At 62.2% G+C, this 21299-nt stretch carries 24 protein-coding genes; 17 read left to right on the top strand and 7 right to left on the bottom strand.

The features are described from left to right. Positions 1-18 precede the first annotated feature (18 nt). The 13 genes from QQJ84_RS11315 to QQJ84_RS11255 all read left to right on the top strand — a co-directional run bounded on the left by QQJ84_RS11315 (position 19) and on the right by QQJ84_RS11255 (position 13562). Complete coding sequence (locus QQJ84_RS11315) at positions 19-948, top strand: phage late control D family protein (RefSeq protein WP_284258299.1); 930 nt, start codon at positions 19-21, stop codon at positions 946-948. Between the two features lie 8 nt (positions 949-956). Continuing rightward, positions 957-1502, top strand: coding sequence for a phage baseplate assembly protein V (locus QQJ84_RS11310; RefSeq protein WP_284258298.1), 546 nt, complete (start codon positions 957-959; stop codon positions 1500-1502). Then, positions 1502-1864, top strand: a complete 363-nt coding sequence (locus tag QQJ84_RS11305) for a hypothetical protein (RefSeq protein ID WP_284258297.1) — start codon at positions 1502-1504, stop codon at positions 1862-1864. Before QQJ84_RS11310 ends, QQJ84_RS11305 begins: the two co-directional genes overlap by 1 nt. Before the next feature lie 6 nt (positions 1865-1870). After that, on the top strand, positions 1871-2995 hold the full coding sequence (locus tag QQJ84_RS11300; RefSeq protein ID WP_284258296.1) for a baseplate J/gp47 family protein: 1125 nt from the start codon (positions 1871-1873) through the stop codon (positions 2993-2995). Positions 2996-2997: 2 nt separating this feature from the next. Continuing rightward, complete coding sequence (locus QQJ84_RS11295) at positions 2998-3654, top strand: hypothetical protein (protein ID WP_284258295.1); 657 nt, start codon at positions 2998-3000, stop codon at positions 3652-3654. Positions 3655-3663: 9 nt separating this feature from the next. Continuing rightward, positions 3664-4917, top strand: coding sequence for a glycine-rich domain-containing protein (locus QQJ84_RS11290; RefSeq protein ID WP_284258294.1), 1254 nt, complete (start codon positions 3664-3666; stop codon positions 4915-4917). An 11-nt stretch (positions 4918-4928) separates the two neighbouring features. After that, a complete protein-coding gene (locus QQJ84_RS11285) occupies positions 4929-5411 on the top strand; it encodes a phage fiber-tail adaptor protein (protein WP_284258293.1) in 483 nt (160 codons plus the stop codon). Between the two features lie 371 nt (positions 5412-5782). Further along, on the top strand, positions 5783-7987 hold the full coding sequence (locus QQJ84_RS11280; RefSeq protein WP_284258292.1) for a right-handed parallel beta-helix repeat-containing protein: 2205 nt from the start codon (positions 5783-5785) through the stop codon (positions 7985-7987). A 54-nt stretch (positions 7988-8041) separates the two neighbouring features. Next, positions 8042-10198 (top strand): collagen-like protein, encoded by a 2157-nt coding sequence (locus QQJ84_RS11275; RefSeq protein WP_284258291.1) that lies wholly within the window; start codon positions 8042-8044, stop codon positions 10196-10198. Between the two features lie 9 nt (positions 10199-10207). Then, complete coding sequence (locus QQJ84_RS11270; protein WP_284258290.1) at positions 10208-12346, top strand: hypothetical protein; 2139 nt, start codon at positions 10208-10210, stop codon at positions 12344-12346. Positions 12347-12355: 9 nt separating this feature from the next. Next, positions 12356-12682: a hypothetical protein gene (locus tag QQJ84_RS11265; RefSeq protein ID WP_284258289.1), complete on the top strand. Its 327-nt coding sequence runs from the start codon at positions 12356-12358 to the stop codon at positions 12680-12682. Beyond that, complete coding sequence (locus QQJ84_RS11260; protein ID WP_284258288.1) at positions 12675-13187, top strand: glycoside hydrolase family 108 protein; 513 nt, start codon at positions 12675-12677, stop codon at positions 13185-13187. Before QQJ84_RS11265 ends, QQJ84_RS11260 begins: the two co-directional genes overlap by 8 nt. 57 nt (positions 13188-13244) lie before the next feature. Beyond that, positions 13245-13562, top strand: coding sequence for a hypothetical protein (locus QQJ84_RS11255; protein ID WP_284258287.1), 318 nt, complete (start codon positions 13245-13247; stop codon positions 13560-13562). Positions 13563-13689: 127 nt separating this feature from the next. On the opposite strand, the gene QQJ84_RS11250 is transcribed toward QQJ84_RS11255, so the two are convergent. Continuing rightward, the gene (locus QQJ84_RS11250; RefSeq protein ID WP_284258285.1) at positions 13690-14232 is read right to left on the bottom strand and encodes a regulatory protein RecX; all 543 of its coding nucleotides are present in this window, start codon (positions 14230-14232) and stop codon (positions 13690-13692) included. A gap of 204 nt (positions 14233-14436) precedes the next feature. On the opposite strand from QQJ84_RS11250, the gene rpmI reads away from it, so the two are divergent. From rpmI to QQJ84_RS11235, 3 genes are read left to right on the top strand one after another with little or no spacing between them, the layout of a single operon-like run. After that, positions 14437-14640 carry a 50S ribosomal protein L35 gene (gene rpmI / locus QQJ84_RS11245; RefSeq protein ID WP_284258284.1) on the top strand — a complete coding sequence of 68 codons (204 nt, stop codon included), beginning with the start codon at positions 14437-14439 and terminating at the stop codon, positions 14638-14640. Between the two features lie 15 nt (positions 14641-14655). Continuing rightward, positions 14656-15018, top strand: coding sequence for a 50S ribosomal protein L20 (rplT, locus tag QQJ84_RS11240; protein ID WP_284258283.1), 363 nt, complete (start codon positions 14656-14658; stop codon positions 15016-15018). 34 nt (positions 15019-15052) lie between these two features. Then, positions 15053-15955, top strand: coding sequence for an EcsC family protein (locus QQJ84_RS11235; protein ID WP_284258282.1), 903 nt, complete (start codon positions 15053-15055; stop codon positions 15953-15955). Positions 15956-16062: 107 nt separating this feature from the next. Here QQJ84_RS11235 and QQJ84_RS11230 read toward each other — a convergent pair whose 3' ends face one another. Beyond that, a complete protein-coding gene (locus QQJ84_RS11230; RefSeq protein ID WP_284258281.1) occupies positions 16063-17313 on the bottom strand; it encodes an NAD(P)/FAD-dependent oxidoreductase in 1251 nt (416 codons plus the stop codon). A 155-nt stretch (positions 17314-17468) separates the two neighbouring features. On the opposite strand from QQJ84_RS11230, the gene QQJ84_RS11225 reads away from it, so the two are divergent. Next, on the top strand, positions 17469-18092 hold the full coding sequence (locus QQJ84_RS11225) for an SOUL family heme-binding protein (RefSeq protein WP_284258280.1): 624 nt from the start codon (positions 17469-17471) through the stop codon (positions 18090-18092). Position 18093: 1 nt separating this feature from the next. Here QQJ84_RS11225 and QQJ84_RS11220 read toward each other — a convergent pair whose 3' ends face one another. Genes QQJ84_RS11220 through QQJ84_RS11200 form a run of 5 tightly spaced genes read right to left on the bottom strand, consistent with a single transcriptional unit; the run spans position 18094 to position 21297 of the window. Continuing rightward, positions 18094-19203 (bottom strand): EscU/YscU/HrcU family type III secretion system export apparatus switch protein, encoded by a 1110-nt coding sequence (locus tag QQJ84_RS11220; RefSeq protein ID WP_284258279.1) that lies wholly within the window; start codon positions 19201-19203, stop codon positions 18094-18096. Next, complete coding sequence (locus QQJ84_RS11215) at positions 19196-19963, bottom strand: flagellar biosynthetic protein FliR (RefSeq protein ID WP_284258278.1); 768 nt, start codon at positions 19961-19963, stop codon at positions 19196-19198. Before QQJ84_RS11215 ends, QQJ84_RS11220 begins: the two co-directional genes overlap by 8 nt. Continuing rightward, entirely contained in the window at positions 19954-20229 is a 276-nt protein-coding gene (locus QQJ84_RS11210) for a flagellar biosynthetic protein FliQ (RefSeq protein ID WP_284258277.1), read from the bottom strand. The genes QQJ84_RS11215 and QQJ84_RS11210 overlap by 10 nt, the downstream gene beginning before the upstream one ends. Further along, complete coding sequence (gene fliP, locus QQJ84_RS11205) at positions 20229-21029, bottom strand: flagellar type III secretion system pore protein FliP (RefSeq protein ID WP_284258276.1); 801 nt, start codon at positions 21027-21029, stop codon at positions 20229-20231. Before fliP ends, QQJ84_RS11210 begins: the two co-directional genes overlap by 1 nt. Then, a complete protein-coding gene (locus QQJ84_RS11200; RefSeq protein ID WP_284258275.1) occupies positions 21022-21297 on the bottom strand; it encodes a flagellar biosynthetic protein FliO in 276 nt (91 codons plus the stop codon). The genes fliP and QQJ84_RS11200 overlap by 8 nt, the downstream gene beginning before the upstream one ends. Positions 21298-21299 lie beyond the last annotated feature (2 nt).

Raw genomic sequence — 21299 nt, 5'->3', positions numbered from 1 at the left:
AGCATTGGTGGAGTGGTTGTGCCTGGCGCGGTTGAGCTTGAGATTGAATCGGTCGCGTATTTTTCGGCTGACCGGTTTCGTATCAGCTTTGCGGTTGGAGCGGCGGGGTTTACCACGATTGCCTATTTTTCGAGTCTTGGCCTGGAGGTGATAACCATCGAGGCTGCGCTAGATGGGTATGGGATGGTTCCGTTGCTAACGGGGCAGATTGATAATATTCAGATTGATATTCTAGAAAACAAAGCGATACTGACTGGCCGGGATTTGTCGGCGCGGTTGATTGATACCGAAGTCTCGGAGACGTTTGTTAATCAGACGGCAAGCCAGATTGTGACGGCGGTAGCATTGCGGCATCAACTTACGCCGAATGTGACCGCGACGGCGGCGCTTGTTGGGCAGTATTATCAGTTGGATCATGCGCGCACCGCCTTGGGACTGAACTCACGGGTGATGACCGAGTGGAATTTGCTCTCTGCGTTGGCAGAGGCTGAGAATTATGAACTTTCGGTTGTTGGGACAGTGTTGAATTTTGGGCCGCCACAACCGGGTGTTCCGGTATTTTTCACGCCCCGGCGTTTCATGGCTTTGTCGCTTGATGTGGCAGCAAGTTTGCCTGGCGGCACCGTTGTGAAATCGTGGAATTGCAGGAATAAAGCCGTGGTGACTCAGAGTAAGGGCTCCGGCCTCGTGACAACGCTGGTACGGCCTAATCTCACGCAAGTGCAGGCCCAGACGTTGGCGGCGGGTCATTTGGCAAATCTTGCGCGGCACGCTACGATTTTATTTGGAACGATGCCCGCGAATCTGGCCATGATGCCTGGGATGCAGATAACGCTTGGTGGAACCAATTCGACTTTTGATCAGAATTATACGATTACTGAAATATTGCGCCTGTTCGATATAAAATCTGGATTTTTGCAGACAATTCGCGCCTACGCGACATCCTAGGGGTTTTCATGAATCAGTTCTGGAATATGGTGAAGGCCCATGCAGGAGGTTTGGATGGGCTGGCTGGTGTCGCGCGATTTGGTCTGGTTTCAAGTTTTGATCCCGCAACCTATGCTGCCAGGGTTTTGATTCAGCCAGAAAATGTATTGAGCGGCTGGTTGCCGATTCTCTCTCTTTGGGCTGGCGCGGGATGGGGGGTTGCAGCTCCATTGATGCCGGGTGCTCAGGTGTTGGTGATTGCCCAGGAGGGTGATGCCGAGCAGGGGGTGATTATCGGTTGTGTATGGTCGGCCGTGGATCAGCCTTTGGCGGCGCCGGCTGGAGAGTTGTGGTTGCAGCACCAGAGCGGAAGTTTTTTGAAATTGCTCAATGATGGAACAATCGCATTGAAGGCGCCCGTGGTGAATATAACGGGGAGCCTGATGGTTAGCGGAGATATATCTGACCAAGGCGGCGCGCATGGCACGTTTGCGGCGTTGCGGAGCGCGCATGATCGGCATACCCATGCCGATCCGCAGGGGGGTGTCTCCGGTTTGCCGTCGGTGACGGTATAATGGCTGACCTGGCGTTACGGTTCGGTGGCGATTTGGCTGTTGGCGCAACGGGAGATTTGTTGCTGGCGGATGGAGAGGCCTTGACGCAGCAACGCGTATTGCGTCGGGTTTTAACAAATCCTGGCGATTATATCTGGCAACTTGATTACGGTGCGGGTCTTGCACAGTTTATTGGTCAACCGGGGGCGCCTGCTGCGATTGCGGGTGTGGCGCGCGCGCAAATGCAGTTGGAGAGAGCTGTGGCGGCGTTGCCGGCGCCGATCGTAAACGTAACGGCGGGCGATGACGGTACTGTGGTTTTGTCGTTGAATTATACAAACGCGGTTAGCGAGCAGACGTCTGTTCTCACATTTACCTTGTAGGTGATCATGCAATTATCGCTGCAGAACTTCTCCACATTGGTGGAGAGGATGGCCGCCTCTGTGCAAGGGGCGGCGCAAAATTTATTGGATCTGACGGTTGGCTCGGTGTTGCGCGCCATATTGGAAGCCAATGCATCGGTTGGATTATGGCTGCAATGGCTGATTGTGCAGTGTCTTGCAACCACGCGGCTGGCGACGAGTTCCGGGGCGGATTGTGATAGTTTTGGCGCGGATTTCGGGTTTACGCGCTTGCCTGCCGTCGCGGCATCCGGCCAGGTCATGTTCACGCGGTTTACGCCGAGTATTACAGCGTTTATTCCGGTTGGGACGGTGGTGTCCACTGCGGCTAATACGCAGAGTTTTCTGGTAATGGGGGATGTCAACAATCAGGCTTACAGCGCGGCCAGTGGCGGGTATACGATGGCGGCTGGTGTTGCCGGCCTGAGTGTGGCCGTGGTGGCGAGCGTGGCGGGAAGTTCCGGGAATGTTCAACCTGGCTCTGTTAGTTTGCTTGGTAGCGCGATTTCGGGTGTTGATACGGTGGTGAATGCAAATGCACTGACAGGTGGTGTTGATGCGGAGAGTGACGTTGCTTTCCGCGCCAGATTTGGCAATTTTTTGGCGGGGCTCTCGCGCGCTACAAATGTCGCGATCGGTTCGGCGATTGCCGGCATTCAGCAAGGGCTCAGCTATAGTATCAGCGAAAATGTAAATCCGGCGGGCACCGTTCAGATGGGGTTTTTCGTGGTGACGGTTGATGATGGGTCGGGTAATCCTTCTCCCGGCCTGCTTGCGACCGTGCAGCAAGTTGTGGAGGCAATCCGCCCGGTTGGGACTGGATTTGCCGTGCAGGCGCCTGTGGTTATGCTGGCGAATGTCGCGCTTACAATTGTGACGGGGCCCGGCGCGTCGCATGTTGCGGCGGTGGCGGCTGTTGCGGCGGCAATTGAAGGCTACATTGCTGGTCTGCCGATTGGCTCGGTATTGAGTTATACACGGCTGGCACAGCTAGCCTATGATGCCTCGGGTGCGGTTACCAACCTGTCTGGTCTGTTGCTCAATGGCGGTGCGGTGGATTTGGTGCCGCCGCTGTTCGGGGTGGTGCGTGCCGGCACTGTAGCGGTGGCTTGAAGATGGTTGGTGATACATCTGATATGCTGGCGCGGTTGAAGATGGTTCTGCCGGGACGGTGGTTTTCTGACAGCGCGCCGGTGTTGGAGGCCTTGCTGACGGGGCTGGCGAGTGCATGGAGCGGGCTGTATGCGCTGCTTGGTTTTGTGCAGGCGCAAACGCGGATTGGCTCGGCAAGTGGGATATTTCTGGATATCGCCTCGGCGGATTATATGGGTGGCGCGTTGCCGCGCCGCGCGGGGGAGGCTGATGTGGCTTATCGCGCGCGGATTCGTAACAATTTGGTTGCTCCGCGTGCGACGCGAGCCGGATTGGTGGAGGCGCTCAGAAATTTGACCGGGCGGGTGCCGATGGTCTTCGAGCCGATGAATGCCGGGGATACTGGTGGATATAATGTTAATCTTGGCTACAACATTGCCGGCGGATATGGCAGCCTTGATCTGCCATATCAGTTTTTTCTGACTGCCTACCGGCCGAATGATACGCCCATCAGCAATGCGGGTGGTTATAGCACGGGGCCGGGCGGGTATAATGAGGCGCCGATGTTCTATGCCGCCGCCGCGGAATTTCCGGGCGTCGTGAGTGACGCCGATATCTATGCCGCGGTGGCCGCGGTGATACCGATATCCAGCATCGCCTGGACACAAATCTCCAACTGAGGATTATTCATGGATCGCAACATTGTTTATCCCGGGAGCATCCCGCTGGATACGGATATTTTGAACCCTAACCGCAATGCCATGGTGGGTGTCGCGGCACTGACCGCGGCGGTGATCGGGAGCAATACGGTCGTGGATGGGCTGGCTTGCACGCCCACCACGCCAGCATCATTGACCGTGAATGTGGGGCCTGGCAGCATCACGCTGCTGACGGCGCTTGACGCCAGTGCCTATGGTTCATTGGCGGCGGATATCACCGACCAAATTGTTAAGACAGGGATCAACCTGCAGGCGACGAGTTTTACGTTCGCGGCGCCGGTAAGCTCCGGGCAGTCAATAAATTACCTTATCGAAGCGGCATTTTCTGAGATTGATACAAATCCGGTTGTATTACCTTATGTGAACGCGGCCAACACCAGCCAGCCTTATTCCGGGCCGAATAATTCGGGTACCGCGCAGAATACGAGACGTGTTCAGCGTGTTCAGCTTCAGGTGAAGCCGGGCGCGGCGGCGGCGGCGGGAACGCAGGTAACGCCGGCGGTGGATAGCGGCTGGGTTGGATTGTATATTATTACGCTCAATTATGGGCAGTCCGCGATAACCGCGGCGAACATCAGTGTTGCGCCGGGAGCGCCGTTTCTTACCTATAAATTGCCGTCGCTACGGCCTGGGTTTTCTGCGATGCAGGTTTTCACCGCATCGGGCAGTTTTACGGTGCCCAATGGGGTGACCACTGCGCGTGTGGAGGTTATCGGGGGCGGCGGTGGCGGGGGGTATCATACCACGATGCCAAGCGGCGGCGGCGGGGCCGGCGGTAGGGCCTTGGGGATTGTGAACAACCTTGTGCCGGGCACGGTGATTGCCGTGACGGTGGGGGCGGGTGGCGTTGCTCCGGCCAGCGCGGGTAATGGCACGGGGGGAGGGCAGTCAAGCTTTGGCGGTTATATGACCGCCAATGGTGGAACCGGTGGAAATGGCGGCACCGTCACGAATTTTTCGAACGCGGGGGGCGCGGGCGGGACAGCTTCGGGTGGGCAGGTGAATATTACCGGCTCGGTTGGCACCGATGCCATTGTTGTCGCTTGCCGTGGTGGCGATGGCGGCGGCCCTGGCAATGGGCGTGGGGCCAGCGGGCCGGCTGTGGGTATTGCGGCACCGGGGTATGGCGGCGGCGGCGGCGGCGGCGGCACGTCGACCGGGGCCGGTCCGGTTGGATATGCGGGTGGTCCGGGTGCGCCTGGCCTCATCATTGTTGAGTATTAGGGAGAACGCGGATGAGCACACCGGCCAACCACATCTGGCGGCCTTCGAATGCGCGGTATGTGCAGATCGATGGCTTTGTTCCGACGCCGCGCGGGCCGCAGATTCCGCCGCCCGTGGCGTTGGCGTGGCCGGTGAAAGATCCTGGTGATACGCTGGACTATGTGTTTGACGTGGCTCCTGCGTTGACTGCGAATCCGGGTGATACGATCAGCACACTGGATGTGGTGATCAGCCCGGCGAATCCGGGCGATCTGACGCTTGTTTCAGCCGCCGCGGATGGAGCGCTGGCGGTATTTTGGCTAACATCTGGTCAGGCGTTGACAACGTATACCGTGACGGTGAGCGTTACCACAAGCGGCGGGCGGCGGATTGCACGGAGTATCGCACTGCCGGTTGTCTCATTAGCCAGCGTGCCAGCACCTGCGAATGCGTTGACGACACCGGCGGGCCAGCCCCTGACGGACCCGACCGGCACCCCTTTGACAATTCTTTAAGGTTTCCGCCCATGCCAACAATTGGACAATTGCCTCCCGCGACGTCTGTTTCCGATACCGATGAGCTAGCGATTTTCCAGAACGGGCAGACGCTGGCTGCCACGCGGGCGCAGGTGCTCGCGGGGGTACAGAAAACCTTGACGCTGCCGCAAAACAGCTTGCTGGGTGGCGTTGGCCCGGGCACAAGCGTGCCGGTGCCGATTACAATTGGCGCCAATCTGGCGTTGGCGGGGACGACTCTGTCGGCAACGGCGGCACCATTTGAAATTCCGGGCTTAGCGGCAGGCACGCCGCCCGGTGCCGGGGATATTGTCCCGCTTGGCCAGGCGGGGGTGAATGCGGGGGTTTCCTACGCGAATTTTTTGAGTGCGATGGGGGGCGTGCCGGGATTGCCGGGCGGTGCGCTGGTTGCCACGGCGAGCGGCGCCACGGCGGCGCGGACTATTGCGGCGCTGGCCAGCAATGCTGTTGCAATCGAGGACTTTGGCGCCAAGGGAGATGGCGTCACGGATGACAGCGCTGCCTTGCTCGCGGCGATTGCCAGCGGGGCGCCTGTCCGCCTGGGCGCGAAGACTTATGCGATCGCGGGTGAGTGTGACATTACGGGGGTGGCCTGCACGTTGCTTGGTGTGCCGGGTTTGACAATACTGACGCGTCCGGCGCAGTCAAAACTGGGGACTTCGGCAACGCCGGCCTGGATCAATATCGCGACGGCATCGTTGTTTATGGATGGCATTATTTTTGATGCCAATGCGGCGTTGACGGCTAACACGTTTGCTGTGATCGTTCAGGGAAGCTGCACAAAATCAATTGTTACCAGATGCCTCTTTAAAAATGCAAAAGGCTATGGAAATGGTTCGGGACTTTGCTACCTGGCGAGTGATCCGGCGGTTACCCAGCATCATATCAGCGATTGCGAGTTCGCCGCGAACGCGGTGCATGGGTTTTATGTTCAGGCGATAGATGCGCTGAGCGTTACCAATTGCCGGGGTCATGATAATGGGGGAAATGGCATACATATCGATAGCCAGGACCCGGCGTTTGTATTGAAGATTCGTGAAGTTCAGGTTCTGGGCAATACATGCTGGAATAATACATGCGGGATCACGGTTGGCAATTTCAATGCCACGAATATCCCGGTGGTTCCGTTCACATATGGGAATTCCAACCCGGATGTTCTTGGCGCCGTGGTGTCTGGTAATAATTGCTATGCCAACCGGGGGTACGGCATTTTCATGTCGGGCAGGAATATCCTGGTTTCGGGAAATTTATGCGCCAACAACAGCTCGGTGACGGGCGGTGGCGCGGGTATTCTGTGTGATACCGGATATTGCAAGGTAACCGGTAATATGGTTACCGGAGCTTCAAGTTTTGGAATTGATTGCGGCGGTTCGATCTATACGGAAGTTGACAGCAACTACATTAATGGCGCGCTGATCGGTCTGAATATCGGCGGGGGGCAGAACTGCACGGCGCGAAGCAATTTTATTCAGGATTGCACGGGTAGCTCCATTGCTGTCCAGAATGTGGAGGGTAATGGGAGTGGGGATAATTTCGGGCTGGCATGTAGCGATCTTTCGATTATTGGAAATTGGATTCATTACAGCGGTGGTGCTGTCGGCATTTTAATTCGTGATGCCGCGCAGAATGTTCTGATAATGGACAATATTGTCGTAGGCGACGCCGGGGCCAATCTGACGAATGCGTTGTCCGCGTATACGGATTCGGTTATTCTCCGGGGCAATCTATTGAACTTTACGCCGCGCTGGCCGGTTAATCCTGGCGTGGTGAATGGTGTTTACACGCTGAGTGTGCCGGATATCGTTGATACGGTCAGCATTTCGCAGTCGGTGGCGCCGGTGGCAAGTATCGTGACCTCGCAGGGCAGTCTGACGGCGGGGCAGGTTACATTTATTAAATTGCTCAATACAGGGGTTGGGTACACGACCGCCACCGTGAATATTAACGGCACCGGCACCGGCACGGGGGCGGCGGCGTTTCCATGGATTTCCAATGGCCGGATCATCGGTATTCAGATGAGCAGTTTCGGCTCGGGTTATGGTGCGGGAACGACGGTCAGTATTACTGGTAACGGGGGAGGAGCCCTTGCTTCGGCGCAGGTTGGCTTGCCGGTTTTGCAGAATCGGGCGTTGACCATTGATTGTCTGACGCCGGTAACTTTTGCGGCCAGCGGGGCCTCGCCGGTGCAGAGCAATTGGACGGGTGCGCCGATTACCGTTCCGGCGGGCGCCAGTATCGACTGGATTGGCAATAACGGCGGTTGGCGCGCGGCCAGGTTTTCGCAGAGCGATTATGTCTCGCCAAATGGCGATGGCAGCCTGACGCTTAAGACGCTGACGGGGGATATTTCATTGCACCCATCCGGAACGGGCAAAGTACGCATTATCTCTGACACTGAGTCCACGGGCGCGGTTGAATTGATCGGCCGCGGTTCACCGCAAAATTCTGTTGCGGCGCCTGCGGGTTCCACATTCCGGAACCTGAATGGTGGTGTGGGCAACACGTTCTGGGTCAGCCAGGCGGCGGGATCGGCCAATTGGGTGGCTGTTGCCTGAGGTATTTCGGCTTTCGCAGCTGAATCAAACGTTTAAAATGAAAGTCTGTGTGCAATGACAACGATTGCCCAACTCCCGCCGGTCATCTCTGCCGGGGCCAGCGATCTGCTGCCGCTCTCGCAAGCCGGGTTGCTTTATTCCGTGAGTGTGTCGCAACTGACGGCGAATTTGCAGCCCATGATTAGCGTACCATCCGGCGATTTGCTTGGCCGGTACAGTATTGGCGCTGGAGCCCCGGAGAGTGTGGCGGCGGGCACTGGCCTGGTGCTGAACGCCGGTACGCTGGCGGCCAACGGCGCGGATCACGCTGGGTTTCCGGTGCTGGGGGCGATGTCGCTGTCCGACGAGATTGTGATCAACGCGGGGAGCGCGCCGGGTTTGTTGCCGGTGACGGCGTTGCGCGGGTTGTTCTCGGCGGGTGCCGGGGTTGCCATCGATGGCAACGGCGTCATCACGGTGACGGCCGCCTCATTGACCGGTCCCGCTGGCCCGCAGGGGGCGGGCGGCCCGGCAGGGCCTGCTGGTCCCGCCGGTCCCGCCGGTCCACAGGGGGCGGGCCTTGGCGGGCCTGCGGCGGGTAATTCCGCCAGCTCAATTGGTGCGTCGGATTATGTGGCGCTTTGGCAGAACGGCACGCTGGCCTGGATGCCATATGGCCAGTTTTTGGGGGGGCAGACGATTGATCAGCTCCCCGCCGCAGGCCCCGCGCGCGATAGTGATGAGCTGCTGGTGGCGCAGGGCAGCAACATGCTTAGCGTGCAGAGTTTTGGGGCGATCTGGAATTATGTGCAAAGCAAATTGCCCGTTGTGCAGCCGGGTGTTGTTGAACTTACGAGCAATACGGTGCTGGATTCGACGCAGCATAACAACCGCATCCTGGTTGCGAGCGCGGCGATTACGCTCTCGGCGAATTTTGCCAATATGGGGCCGGGGTTTTCATGCACGCTGATTAATCTGGCGCCTGAGCCGGTTACGATGGGCGCGGGCATTACCTCGGGTTCGGGCAGTATAACGCTGCCGCCGGGTGCCACGACGGCGCTGCTGGGTCTGAGTTACTCGGGCGGGTCGCTTGTGTGGTGGAGCGGCGTGGTGCCCAATGCCCCGACCTTGACCATCGGCTCGATTAGCGCCCCGGCGCCGAACGCGGCCTTTATCATTGCTGGCGGTGTATTCAATGATGCGCCCTCCGCGCTTGATTATTCCATTGATGGCGGTTCCACCTGGATTGCGGCGCCGAGCCCGGTGATTACCGCGAATGCTTATAGCTTTACCGCCGCCGGCCTTAATCCGGGGACCTATGCGGTTCGCGTGCGTGACCACGGCAATGTCGCGGTTGTTGGTGTTTCCAACAGCTTTGTTGTGATTGCGCCGAGCGTGACCATGGTTGCGCCGCCCGCCACGGTGGCCGTGGGCCGCTTGATCGCGCTCTCCGGCACGGTCTCGCCGGCCAGCAATGCGGTGCAGGTTGGGCTTTCCGTAAGCGCCACGACGGCCCCGGCGGTATGGGTGAGTGCCGTGGTCAGCAATGGCGGGTGGACGGCCAATCTGACGCCTGCGGTTGCGGGGATTTATTATATCTGGGCGGAACAGCAGGCCGCGCCTGCGGTGAATGTTGTCTCCGGCGCGATCAGCGTGGTTGCGGCGTCGCTGGCGGTCAGCGCGGCCTCAACCGGCACGGCGGGGAGTGCGTTGGCGGTGACCGGCACTGTGAGCCCGGCCGGCGACACTGTTGGCGTGCAGCTCGCAACGCAGAACACCACGGCCCCCACCACCGGCTGGGCGGCGGCAACGACCGCCTCTGGCAGCTTCAGCGCCGCGCTGACGCCGCCAGCGGCGGGAGCCTATTACGTTTGGGCGCAGGATGCCGCGAGCGGGCTGAGCGCGGTTTCGGCAGCGGTAACGGTGGCTGCGGGTGCCGCGGTGACTTACGGCATCAACAATCCCGGCGGCAGCTATGTTCATGGCGTGAGCACCATCGGGTTGAATGGCAGCGTGACGCCGGCGCAGAGTGTTGCCACCCAGGTCGCGCTCTCAACGTCCAACACGGTTCTGCCCACCGCGGGCTGGGCGGCTGCGAGCATTATTAACTCCAACTCGCTGTGGGCGGTTTATTACGCAACGCCGGCAACCGCCGGGAATTATTACGTGTGGGTTGAAACCAGCACGGGCGGTAGCCCCACGGTCAGCACTTTCACCGTTACGGTCACCTGAAGCATGGCAATGTTGTTCAACTATCCCGGCTCGCTGTTGGCGGCCGGGCAGGGGAGGCGTGCGCTGGTGCGCCCGCTGCCGGCAGGCAGCATGCCGCCGGCGGGTGTGTTCACCGGCCCATATCCAGCCGCGATCAGCGGTATTTCCGGCTGGTGGGATGCCGGGTTGCTAGGCGGCTTGCAGGATGTCACCGGCGCGCCGCTGACCGTGAGCAATGCGGCGGTTGGCGTTGTTGTTGATAAATCCGGCAACGGGAACAGCCTCACGCCGTATCACATCAGCGCGGACACATCGCCCGCCGCCACCATCGCGGTGCCGCGCGTCAACGGGTATCTGGGGGCTGTTGGCGCGCCGGACGCTGGGATTCTCAACAACGGCCCGGTGCTGGATGCGGATTGGGGGCTCTCGCATCCTGGGTTTGAGCTGGGCGCGGGGGTGGCGTGGACGCGTTATCTGGTCTGGACCAGGCCGAACTGGCGGCAGGGGACATATTACGTCAACGGCAATCCCATTCCGCTGATGCATACAAGTTTTGGCACCGGCACGACAATTTTGCAGGCCGACAGCAGCGGGGGGGCAAACCTTACGCTGTTTCCCGGCACCGCGAGCCAGACCGTGCTTTCCGCCGCGCTGGCACGCCGGCACAGCCATGCGATCATCCTGCGCAATACGCCGGGCGTTGGGGTGGATGTGTGGCTCGATGGCGCGCAGGTTGCCGGTGGCATTGCGAACCCGCTGCCCGCGAGCGCCAACGCGCCGGTGCTGCTGCTGCATGACGGGAGTGTGCAGGGGTCGGCGCAATGTTGGTTCCATGAGGCCGCGACCTGGGAGCGTGCGCTCGGCGCCACGGACATCACCGCATTGATCAACGCGCAGGGAAGATGGATTTTGGGCGCGCGCCGAGGGGTTAATCTGCTGCTCATGGGCCAGTCCAACGCGGCCTGGTTCATGAATGCGGGGGGCGCGCTCGCGCTGGCGCAGGGCGTTGCGTGGTATCTGGGCGCGGCGGCTTATGCCTTCACGGCGGAAATGTCGGGGACGTATGTTGCCCCCAACCGTTATTCGGTGATCTCGGGCCACCCGATTTCCAACTCCTCGGCACCGCTGTTTCCTCCGGGAACCGGCAACGGCACATTCCTGACCAATCCGGGGGATGGCTCGGACCCTTCCACCTGGAGCGGCGGGCCGGATTTCGCGGCGCTGAGCGCCTATCTTACGGGCGGCTCCGCGCTTGTTGGGGCCGCTGATGAAGCCGATATCGCGTTCCTGATCTGGCCCTGGTCGGAGCAGGACAGCACCATGCCTTATGCAAACAAGGCGCTCTACAAGGCCACGGTGCTGCGGCTGCTGGCGCTCACGCGTGGCCTGCTCGGCCGCACCGCCGCCAACCTGCCGCTGCTGGCGTGGAATGCCATCCCCTACGAAACCAACGATGGCGTGCAGATGGTGCGTGAGTCCATTGCCGATCTGGCGGCGGTGAGCGCCAACAACATCGTTGTTTTCGCGGCGCAGACGGCCGATTCCAATCCGTTGAATTCGGCCTATGACCCCACCACGGGGCTGTTTACGGGCGGGGATCCGCAGCATCGTGACGAGCCTGATCTGTTGCGCTATGGGCGCATCGGCGCGCATGCCGCAGGGCGCGCCGCCATGGCGCAAGGGCTTGGCGATACGATCCACGCCACTGCCCTCCCTGTGAGCGGGTTGCCGGTAAAAGGCGGGCCGCAGATCACGCATGTTTACAGGGCTTCGAACACGCAGCTGATTCTCACCATCGCGCATGATTCCGGGAACGACCTGGCCGTGCCTTTGCAGGCGGCGAAGGGTGCCGGTTTCGCGGTGATGGATGGCGGCAGCGTGGCCACGCCGGGCCCGATCATCACCGCGGTTGGCGCGGTGCGGGTCGACGCCACGCATGTGTCCGTGACGCTGGCGGCCGGGATCACCAACCCCTCGGCCAATGTGTTGTTTTTCTACCCATATGGCAGCACGCAGATCGGCCGTGGCGATGCCGTGACCGATAACGCGGCGAGCCTGCTCCCGCCCGCGAACTGGAATATAGGCAACGACCTCGGCGCCGCATGGAATGTGAACCTCCCGCTGCAGGCAACGGCCTATCCCATCACCCTGTCTGACACACCCGCCTGAGGAACACTCATGGATTCAGATTCTGTAACTGTCTTGCGTTTGGATATTGCGGGCTTGCGTAATGATGTGAACGGTATCCGTCAGGATATCGGTGTTCTGGAGGCCAAGGCGGATTCATTGGAATCCTGGCGCGTGCGCTACCTGGCGCAGGAAGATCAGATCATCGGCAAGCTGTTCACCAAAGTGGATGAGCTGGTCGCGGGGTTGAGCGACATGCGGGCGGATATCTCGCGTATTCGCGGCGAGCGCGATGCCGAGCGGCGCATGAGCGTTGCCATTATCAGCCTGCTGTCGGCCGCGTGCGGCGGGCTGATCGCGAGTCTGCTGCGTGGATAATTTTGCGCGCTGCCTCGCCTTCACCCTGGGGGCCGAGGGTGGTTTCACCGATAATCCGGCGGACCCTGGCAACTGGACCGGCGGCCATGCCGGTGTGGGTGCGCTGCGCGGGACGAATTTTGGCATCAGCGCCGCGGCCTATCCCCAGCTCGACATCGCCAATCTGACCGAGGCGATGGCGGCCGAGATTTATCGCCGGGATTATTGGGCGCCGTTGCAGGGGGACGCACTGCCGCTGCCGGTGGCGCTTGTCGCCTTTGACGCCGCGGTGAACGCCGGGCTTCGCCGCTCGGTCCTCTGGCTGCAACTGGCCGCCGGTGTACCGGCCGATGGCGTATTCGGGGCGGGAACACTGGCGGCCATAAAAACCGGCAATGCACTGGCGCTGGCGCGTGAGGCGCTGACCCGCCGGATCGATTTTTATGCCCGCTTGCCCGGCTGGACGAGTTTCGGGCTGGGCTGGTCGCGGCGCGTGATCGCGCTGGCGGGGGAAATCTCAGTTTGAACAACAACGCTTGCTCAACCCGCACGGCGCGGATCGCCGTTTTTTGTGGAGATGATGATGAACGAAACAATGCTGGCGAAAATTGAAGGTGACCTGAACATTGCCGCCCATATCGGCGCTGCCCTGGGCGGCCCGATCGGTGTGATTGCCGATGCCGGCTTGCAGGCCGGCGAGGCGGTTGTGAATTCGGTGGTGGCAAGCGAAGCGGCTCATGCCACCGCCCTCCAGGCCGCCACCTCGGCCGCGGCTTCACTGGCCACCGCCGCTGCCCCCGTGGTCGCCGCGCTGCCCGCGGCTGATGCGGCAAAAGCCCAGGCTGGTCTCAGCCTGCTGCAAACCGTGCTGGCTGATCTCAAGTCGATTTTCTCGCTATAGCCAGGCGATGGCCCGGAGCAATCCGGGCCATTTTTTTTCAGACGCCCGGGCTGGCGTGCAAGTGCTGGTTAGAGAGCCGGATGACTTCAGATTGGCTGCAAACGGGCCAATCTGAAGTCATCGCACTCTATTCGTGCAGCTCTTTTATTAGTCCTTCGGCTTCCTCGCGGTCCAGCCGCAGGGCGTGGCGCACGATTTCCTGGGCGAAGCCGCCACGCGCCATCGCGGCCATGATTTTTGCCTCCGGCGCCTCGCCAAAGGGCCCCGCCCGCCGCCGCCGCAAATAAGCGCAGGCGGCCGCCAGCTCGCGCCGCGGGTCTTCGGCCAGCACGGGCCTGGCCACCCCTTTTGCCGCCAGATGCGCCAGCGCCGCGCGGCGGGATTTGCCCTGCCGGGTCAGCCGCTTGGCGCGCGAGGCGGCGAAGGCGGCATCATTGAGCAAGCCCGCCTCCCGCAGCCGGGCAATCACCCCTGGAATCGCCGCCCTCGCCCGCCGCACCTCGGCCGCCACCTCATCGGCATCGGCGTCTTCCCCCGCATACAGCCTGCCCCAGCGCTCCAGCTTACGGGCCAGCACCTGCGCCAGCCCGGCCTCGGTCGCGGCAAAGCGCGCCAGATGATTCAGCGCCGCCTCGTATAATTTTGCCGCATCCGGGGGTTTGCTCGCCATATCCCTGAGTTTTGCGCCAATATCGCGGCGTGACAAGCGGGGCGGCGCTGCCTTTTCCACCCTTGTCACGCTCCTTCGCACCCTCTATAGGCCGCGCTTCACCGTAAAACGTGATGCGCGCGCGCTTGGGCCATAGGCATGCCCGGCCGCCGCCCCGATGTTCGGGAGCCCTGTTCACCCAGGGATATGCGATAGGAGACCAAAATGCCGAAGTTAAAGACCAAGTCATCGGTCAAAAAGCGCTTCAAGATCACCGCCACCGGCAAGGTTCTCGCCGGTCCGGGCAAGAAGCGCCACAACCTGATGGCCCGCAGCCAGAAATCCAAACGTTCCAACCGTGGCAGCCAGACCCTCACCCACGCTGACGGCATCACCGTTAAGCAGTGGGCGCCGTACGGCATCGCATAAGGGAGAGGCAGAAACATGGCACGTGTAAAACGGGGCGTTACCACCCACGCCCGTCACAAAAAAGTTCTTGAGCAGTCGAAGGGCTTTGTCGGCCGCTCGTCCACCAACTACCGCATCGCGCTGGAACGCCTGGAGAAGGCGCTGCGCTATGCCTATCGTGACCGCCGGGTCAAAAAGCGCGAGTTCCGCTCGCTCTGGATCCAGCGCATCAACGCCGCCGTGCGCGAGCATGGCCTGACCTACAGCCAGTTCATCTTCGGCCTCAAGCAGGCTGGTTTGGAGCTGGACCGTAAGGTTCTGGCCGCCATCGCGTTTGACGATGCCGCCGCATTCGCGGAAATCGTCCAGGCCGTTAAGGCCGTCGGCGCCGCGGAATAATCTTCCGCTCTTGCCTCATACCCGGCTGGAGCACATGTTCCAGCCGGACATGAAAAATCTACCCCCCCTTCCGGACTCCCTGGCGGGCACCGCCGCCTTCCTCACCCCGCACGAACGCGAAGAGCTTTGGCGCGCCGCCATCATCATGGCGGACTCGCGCGGCCTCCTCATGCGGGTCACCTCCCTGTTCGGCCGCCGTATCGAGGCCCTGCGCGCCCGCCTCGCCCAAGCCGGCGGCCATTTTGGCGGCGAAGCCTGGGTGGACATCACGCAGCGCGCGCAGGACAGCGTCGAGGAAACACTCTGGCGCAGCTATAACCTCGCCACATTCGGCCTGAGCAGCACAGCCCGGCCGCGCCGCCCCCATGGCAACCGCGCCCACCGCCTGGCCACCGCCGCCTCTGGCGCAGCCTCCGGCCTCATCGGCCTGCCCGGCGTGTTGTTTGACATCCCCTTCACCACCACGGCGATCCTGCGCTCCATCGCCCAGGCCGCGCGGGACGCGGGCGAAGACCTTGCCACGGAAGACACCCGCCGCGCCTGCCTGGAGGTTCTGGCCTTTGGCGGTCCCGGCACAGGCGATGACGAGTCCGAAACCGGCTACTGGGCCGCGCGCCTCGGCCTCAGCCATTTATCCCTCAACCTGCTGATAAAATCCGCCGCCGGCCGCTTTGGCGTGGTGCTGTCGGAAAAACTGCTGGCCCAGGCGGTGCCTATCGCCGGCGCGATTACTGGCAGCGCCCTCAATTACGCCTTCACCCGCTATTACCAGAACATGGCGCAGGTGCAGTTCTGCCTGCGCGCGCTGGAGCGCCGCACCGGCGAGCCGGCGGCCGTGCACCAAACCTTCACCGCCATGCTGCGCGAAGCGCGGGCGCGCCACCGGATCACCCGCCGGGCAAGCCCGGCGCCGGAGGCGGTGTTCCTACCGCGTTAATGGCCAGAGCCTGATCGCCTTAAGTGCGATCAGGCTCTGGCCATTTTTTTTGAGGGCGATTCACGCTTTCGGCTCGCTCGGTTGAGCGAACCTCAAACGATCGCACTCTAAACTTTCGCCGCCAGGAGTGACTTCATCTCGACCGCCGGGTCAGCCAGCGCCGCCGGGTCCACGATGGTTTTTTCCGTGACCAGCCGCTTCGCCGCGGTGAATTCGGTGATCGAATTCACGCAATCCGCCGCGATCATCCGCCCGTCCTTCAGATAGAAGGCGACAAACCCCTCCGGCGTGCGCGCCGGGCGGATCACCACCCGGTCATGCCCATGGCTCAAGCCCACCGATTGCAGCTTCAGATTATACTGGTCCGACCAGAACCACGGCACCGCGGCATAGGCTTTCGGCTGGCCATTGAGCACCGAGGCCGCGACGCGCGCCTGTTCCACCGCATTGGGAACAGATTCAAGGCGCACGCGCTGTCCGTCCAGGAAGGGCAGCGGATGCTCCGTGCAGTCGCCGATGGCCAGAATATCCGGGTCCGAGGTCTGGGTGAACTCATCCACGACAATGCCGTTGCCCATCGCCAGCCCGGCATCCCGCGCGAGTTCGATATTCGGCACCAGGCCGACCGCCACCAGCACCAGATCCGCCGGCAGCACCGTGCCATCCGCGCAGCGCACCGCGCCGACATGGCCGGGCTTGCCGGGCGCGGGGTCGAACCCTTCAACCCCGGTGGAGAGGCGCAGCTTTACCCCGGCGGCGCGGTGCGCGGCCTCGTAGAAGGCCGAAAGCTCCGGCCCGGCCACGCGCGCCAGCACGCGCGGCGCAAATTCCACGATTTCCACATCCAGCCCGTGCTTCACGGCAACCGCCGCCACTTCCAGCCCGATATAGCCGCCGCCGACAATCACGAGTTTCGCCCCGGCGACAAATCCCGGCCGCAACGCGTCCACATCGGCGATTGAGCGCATGTAATGCAGCCCCTGCAGCTCGGAGCCCGGAATGGTGAGCTGGCGCGGCCGCCCGCCGGTGGCGAGCACCAGTTTGCCGTAGCCAAAAGCCTCGCCATTACCCAGACGCAGGCTATGCGTGGTGCGATCGATTGATTCCACGACGGTGGAGGGATGCCATTCGATCCCGGCCTTGGTGTAGCTCTCGGGCGAGCGGATCAGCAGTTGCTCCACGGTCATTTCGCCCGCGAGAAAGGCCTTGGAGAGCGGCGGGCGCTGGTAGGGCAGGTATGGCTCAGCGCCGAGCAGCGCGATGGTGCCGGTAAACCCGCCCTGGCGCAGGCGGGAGGAAACCTCGCTGCCGCCATGGCTGGCACCGACGATGACGACATCTGCGTGTTTATCACTCATGGTAAAACGTTATCTCCGGGTTTTTGCGTTCCGTAACCGCTGCCGGGCTGTAAAACAAGGCTGGAGGCGGGCTTTCAGAATGCATACCCCGGGGCCATATTGCATCTAGGCATCACTGACCCTCCCGCCGCTGCCTGGCTCATGGAGCGAAAGCATTGAAATTTTTACAATCCGCCAAGGCGTTTTTGCAAGCGGCGGGCCTTGTGTTCGGCCTGCGCGGGGGCACGGAAGAACCGGCCTATCAAACCATCGCGGCGCTGGGCGAGGTGCAGCTCCGCCGCTACGCCCCGCGCCTGGCCGCCAGCGTGAGCGTGCGCGGCGATGAAATCACCGCCCGTTCCAAGGGCTTCCGCCTCCTCGCGGGGTATATTTTCGGCGCCAACACTGCCAGCGCATCGCTCAGCATGACCGCACCGGTGGCTCAGGCATCCGCCGCCATCGCGATGACCGCGCCCGTGGCCCAGGCCCAGGCCGCCGATGGCGCCTGGGTCATCAGCTTCTACATGCCCTCCGGCTACACGCTGGCGACATTGCCCCGCCCGCTGGACCCGCAAATAAGTTTGCATGAGGTGGCTGAGACCACCGAGGCAGTCTACCGCTTCCCGGGCCGGCCAAAGGCGGCGGCGGTGGCCCGCGCGCGCGCCATTCTGGCCCGGCAACTCGCCGGTTCCGCCTGGGTGGCGGCGGGTGAGCCGGTGGCCCAGTTCTACGATCCGCCGTGGACACTCCCCTGGCTGCGCCGCAACGAGGTTACTGTCGCCGTAATGCCGAAATCCTGACCTACCGCCCGCGCGGCACCTCTATCTCCCCCTCCCGCGCCTTTGGCGGCACCGGCCGCTGCCCGCCCTGCGCCCGCCAGCGCTGCATCTTCCAAACATAGGCCAGCACCTCTGCGGTGGCGCGATACAGCGCCACCGGCACCGGCTCGCCCGGCTCTACATGGCGATACACCGCGCGTGCCAGCGGCGGCGCCTCCACCACCGGAATCCCCAACCCCCGCCCCCGGCTGACAATTTCCGCCGCCAACAGCCCCACGCCCTTGGCCAGCAACAGCGGCGCGCGGTCCACCCCCCGGCGGTAGCGTATGGCCACGGCATAATGCGTAGGGTTCACCACGATCACCGAGGCCTCGGGAATACGTTTCATCTGCCTTGCCCGCGCCAGCTTGCGCGCCAGCATCCGCTGCCGCCCGCGCACCTCCGGGTTGCCCGCCGAGTCCTTCATCTCCTCGCGCAGATCATTGTCCGACATGCGCAGCTTCTGCCGGTGCAACCAATATTGCAGCCCCATATCGCCCGCCGCCAACACGGTGATCACCGCGCATATCGCCGTAATCACCTGCATGCAGAGCGCCACCACCGGCCCGGCGCTGGGGTGGGGGCTTGCCGCCAGCGCCGCCAGTGCTGGTTCGCGCGCCACGATCATCTCCGCGCCCACCCCGCCGATGACGATGAACTTCAGCAACGCCTTGAACGTCTCGCTCATGCCGGATTTGGAGAATAACTGCCCCAGCCCGTGCGCCGGCATCAGCTTGGAGAGATCGGGCTTGAGCAGGCCCAGGCTGAACACCCAGCCGCCCGAAAACACGCTGGCCACCACGGCCACCCCCGCGATCAGCACCAGCAGCGGCCCGATCTGCGCCCCCATCGTCAGGCTCCACCCGGCCGCCGCAGCGGGTTGGGCGGTTCCCGCTGCGGCCAGCCAAGCGGCCACATCATCCTGCAACCGCCCGCCGATCCCCGCCGCCGCCCCCAGCGCCAGCGTGGTCACAATCACCACCACCGCCGCCTTCGGCAAATCGGTCGAGCGCGCGACATCCCCTCGCTCCGCCGCCTGTTGCAGCCGCCGTTCGGTGGGGCCGTGCTGTTTTTCGCCGCCGCCCTCAGCCATGGCCGAGCATGCCGCTCAGCGCGCCGGTCCCCACGCCCATCAGCTGTTCCATGCCGTGGCCGATATAAAACACCGACCCCGCCAGCACCCACAGTCCCGCCAATATGAGCAGCGGAAACCCGATGGTCAGCAGATTCATCTGCGGCGCGAATACCGAGGTCAGCCCCACGGTCAGGTTCACGCATAAGGATACCGCCAGCACCGGCATGGCCAGGCACACGGCGGAGCTAAAAAGCGTGCCCCCCAGCGCCGCCAGCGCGCTCCAGTTGCCGATGCCGCCAACCTCCACGCCATGCTGAAACGAATGCGCGAGCGCCGCGAACAGCCACACCGGCCCGCCCGCCGCCATATACCCCAGCATCCCCGCCCAGAGCATGATATCATACACAACCGGCGTCATCCCCGGGGACTCGCGGAACTGCAACTCGGCGAAACTCAGCCCCATCGCCAGCCCCGCAATCTCGCCCGCACCCGCCACGGCGGAAACCACAATCTGCATCACCATGCCGAGCATCGCGCCAAAGGCGATCTGCATCATCCCGGTATAAATCGCGCTCAGCGGATCACCGGGAAACGGCGGCAACCCCGGCAGCCAAAGTGCGAGGGCCGCCGCCAGCGCCGCCGCCAGCGCGGCCTTCACCATGCCGGGGATCAGCGGTGAGCCATAAACCGGCGCGGTGAGCAGCAGCCCGGTGATGCGCAGAAATGGCCATAAAAATTGGCCCAGCCATAGCATCACCTGCGCCTGGTTCAGGACCATGTCTGATGCACCAGCCCCGGCGCATGGGAAATAAGCATAACGGCAAAATGCTCAAACACCCGCAAAGCGCCAAACCCGCCAAACAGCCCGATCGCAATCATCGCGAATATTTTTGGCAGCAGGCTGAACGTCGTATCCTCGATCTGGAACGCTGATTGAAAAATCGCCGTCACCAGCCCAATCACCAGCAACACCATAACAATCGGCGTAATCGCTTCCAGCTCTGTCGTGAGCGCCATATGCAGCAGTTGCAGATAAAGCGGCATCAGGGCGGCAGCACGAAACTATTCGCCAGCGTGCCCAGCACCAGCACCCAGCCGTGGATCGAGACGAACATCAACAGCTTCAACGGTAACGAGATCAACGTCGGCGAGACCATGATCATGCCCAGCGACATCAACACCGAGGCCACCGCCAGATCGATCAGCACAAAGGGCACATAAATCAGAAAGCTGATCTGAAACGCCGTCTCCAGCTCCGAGGTCGCGAACGCCGGCACCAACACCGTCATCGGCACATCCTTAGGTGTCGCGTAATGCCCCCCGCTTAAATCCACGAACAAATGCAACGGCGCCTTGCGCGTCTGCGCGAGCATAAAATCCTGCTCCGGCGCCTTCGCCGCCGCCAACGCCTGGTTAAAGCTAATCTGCCCCGCCAGATACGGATCAATCGCCAGCGTTTGCTCCTGCTGTATCACCCCGCGCATCACAAACACGGTCAGCGCCAGCGCCAGTGCTGATAACACCATGTTCGGCGGGGTCGTCTGCAACCCCATCGCCTGGCGCATCACCGAAAGCACGATGATAATCCGCGTAAACCCGGTCATCAGCAGCAATATCCCGGGCAAAAACGCCAGCCCGGTAATCACCAGCAAAGTCTGCACGTTCAACGAATACGCCGCCCCGCCGCCCGTGCCCGTCGCCTCGCTCATCAATGTCAGCCCCCCCGCCGCCGCATGGGCCGGGGCGGCGGCCAGGAAGAGGCCCAGGGCGCATAAACAACCGCGCATATTGAACAGCCACAAGCCGTGCCGCCCCTTCGCCCTGCGGGCCGCGTTCTTATTCATCGCCGCCAACCTGGCCAATGCGGGCGATTCCACCACGGCTCACACCAAGCAAAAACCGCTGCCCCTCCACCTCGGCGATCACCAGCGTGTTTTGCCCGCCCATCGCCCGCGAGGCGATGATTTTAATCGGTGACGGCCCTGCGTTGCGCCGCCCCCATGCCGTGGCGCGCAACCGGCGAAGCAAAAACATCGCGCCGAGCAGCACACCAAACAGCACACTGAGCGAGAGGAGCGAGGAGGCCACGAGATCAAGACCGGAACTATCCAACT

Source organism: Acidocella aquatica (assembly GCF_030160635.1).
Lineage (GTDB): Bacteria > Pseudomonadota > Alphaproteobacteria > Acetobacterales > Acetobacteraceae > Acidocella > Acidocella aquatica.
The sequence above is the reverse complement of the archived record's forward strand: the minus strand, read 5'-3'. Positions and strand labels throughout refer to the sequence as shown.

Bases quoted from the DNA above. Each gene is read 5' to 3' on its own strand.
- QQJ84_RS11255 (WP_284258287.1), top strand. From the start codon at position 13,245: ATGAACGAAACAATGCTGGCGAAAATTGAAGGTGACCTGAACATTGCC.
- QQJ84_RS11265 (WP_284258289.1), top strand. From the start codon at position 12,356: ATGGATTCAGATTCTGTAACTGTCTTGCGTTTGGATATTGCGGGCTTG.
- rpmI (WP_284258284.1), top strand. From the start codon at position 14,437: ATGCCGAAGTTAAAGACCAAGTCATCGGTCAAAAAGCGCTTCAAGATC.
- QQJ84_RS11295 (WP_284258295.1), top strand. From the start codon at position 2,998: ATGGTTGGTGATACATCTGATATGCTGGCGCGGTTGAAGATGGTTCTG.
- QQJ84_RS11300 (WP_284258296.1), top strand. From the start codon at position 1,871: ATGCAATTATCGCTGCAGAACTTCTCCACATTGGTGGAGAGGATGGCC.
- QQJ84_RS11270 (WP_284258290.1), top strand. From the start codon at position 10,208: ATGTTGTTCAACTATCCCGGCTCGCTGTTGGCGGCCGGGCAGGGGAGG.
- QQJ84_RS11280 (WP_284258292.1), top strand. From the start codon at position 5,783: ATGGGGGGCGTGCCGGGATTGCCGGGCGGTGCGCTGGTTGCCACGGCG.
- QQJ84_RS11215 (WP_284258278.1), bottom strand. From the start codon at position 19,963: ATGGTCCTGAACCAGGCGCAGGTGATGCTATGGCTGGGCCAATTTTTA.
- QQJ84_RS11220 (WP_284258279.1), bottom strand. From the start codon at position 19,203: ATGGCTGAGGGCGGCGGCGAAAAACAGCACGGCCCCACCGAACGGCGG.
- fliP (WP_284258276.1), bottom strand. From the start codon at position 21,029: ATGAATAAGAACGCGGCCCGCAGGGCGAAGGGGCGGCACGGCTTGTGG.
- QQJ84_RS11210 (WP_284258277.1), bottom strand. From the start codon at position 20,229: ATGCCGCTTTATCTGCAACTGCTGCATATGGCGCTCACGACAGAGCTG.
- QQJ84_RS11235 (WP_284258282.1), top strand. From the start codon at position 15,053: ATGTTCCAGCCGGACATGAAAAATCTACCCCCCCTTCCGGACTCCCTG.
- QQJ84_RS11290 (WP_284258294.1), top strand. From the start codon at position 3,664: ATGGATCGCAACATTGTTTATCCCGGGAGCATCCCGCTGGATACGGAT.
- QQJ84_RS11310 (WP_284258298.1), top strand. From the start codon at position 957: ATGAATCAGTTCTGGAATATGGTGAAGGCCCATGCAGGAGGTTTGGAT.
- QQJ84_RS11285 (WP_284258293.1), top strand. From the start codon at position 4,929: ATGAGCACACCGGCCAACCACATCTGGCGGCCTTCGAATGCGCGGTAT.
- rplT (WP_284258283.1), top strand. From the start codon at position 14,656: ATGGCACGTGTAAAACGGGGCGTTACCACCCACGCCCGTCACAAAAAA.
- QQJ84_RS11275 (WP_284258291.1), top strand. From the start codon at position 8,042: ATGACAACGATTGCCCAACTCCCGCCGGTCATCTCTGCCGGGGCCAGC.
- QQJ84_RS11230 (WP_284258281.1), bottom strand. From the start codon at position 17,313: ATGAGTGATAAACACGCAGATGTCGTCATCGTCGGTGCCAGCCATGGC.
- QQJ84_RS11250 (WP_284258285.1), bottom strand. From the start codon at position 14,232: ATGGCGAGCAAACCCCCGGATGCGGCAAAATTATACGAGGCGGCGCTG.
- QQJ84_RS11305 (WP_284258297.1), top strand. From the start codon at position 1,502: ATGGCTGACCTGGCGTTACGGTTCGGTGGCGATTTGGCTGTTGGCGCA.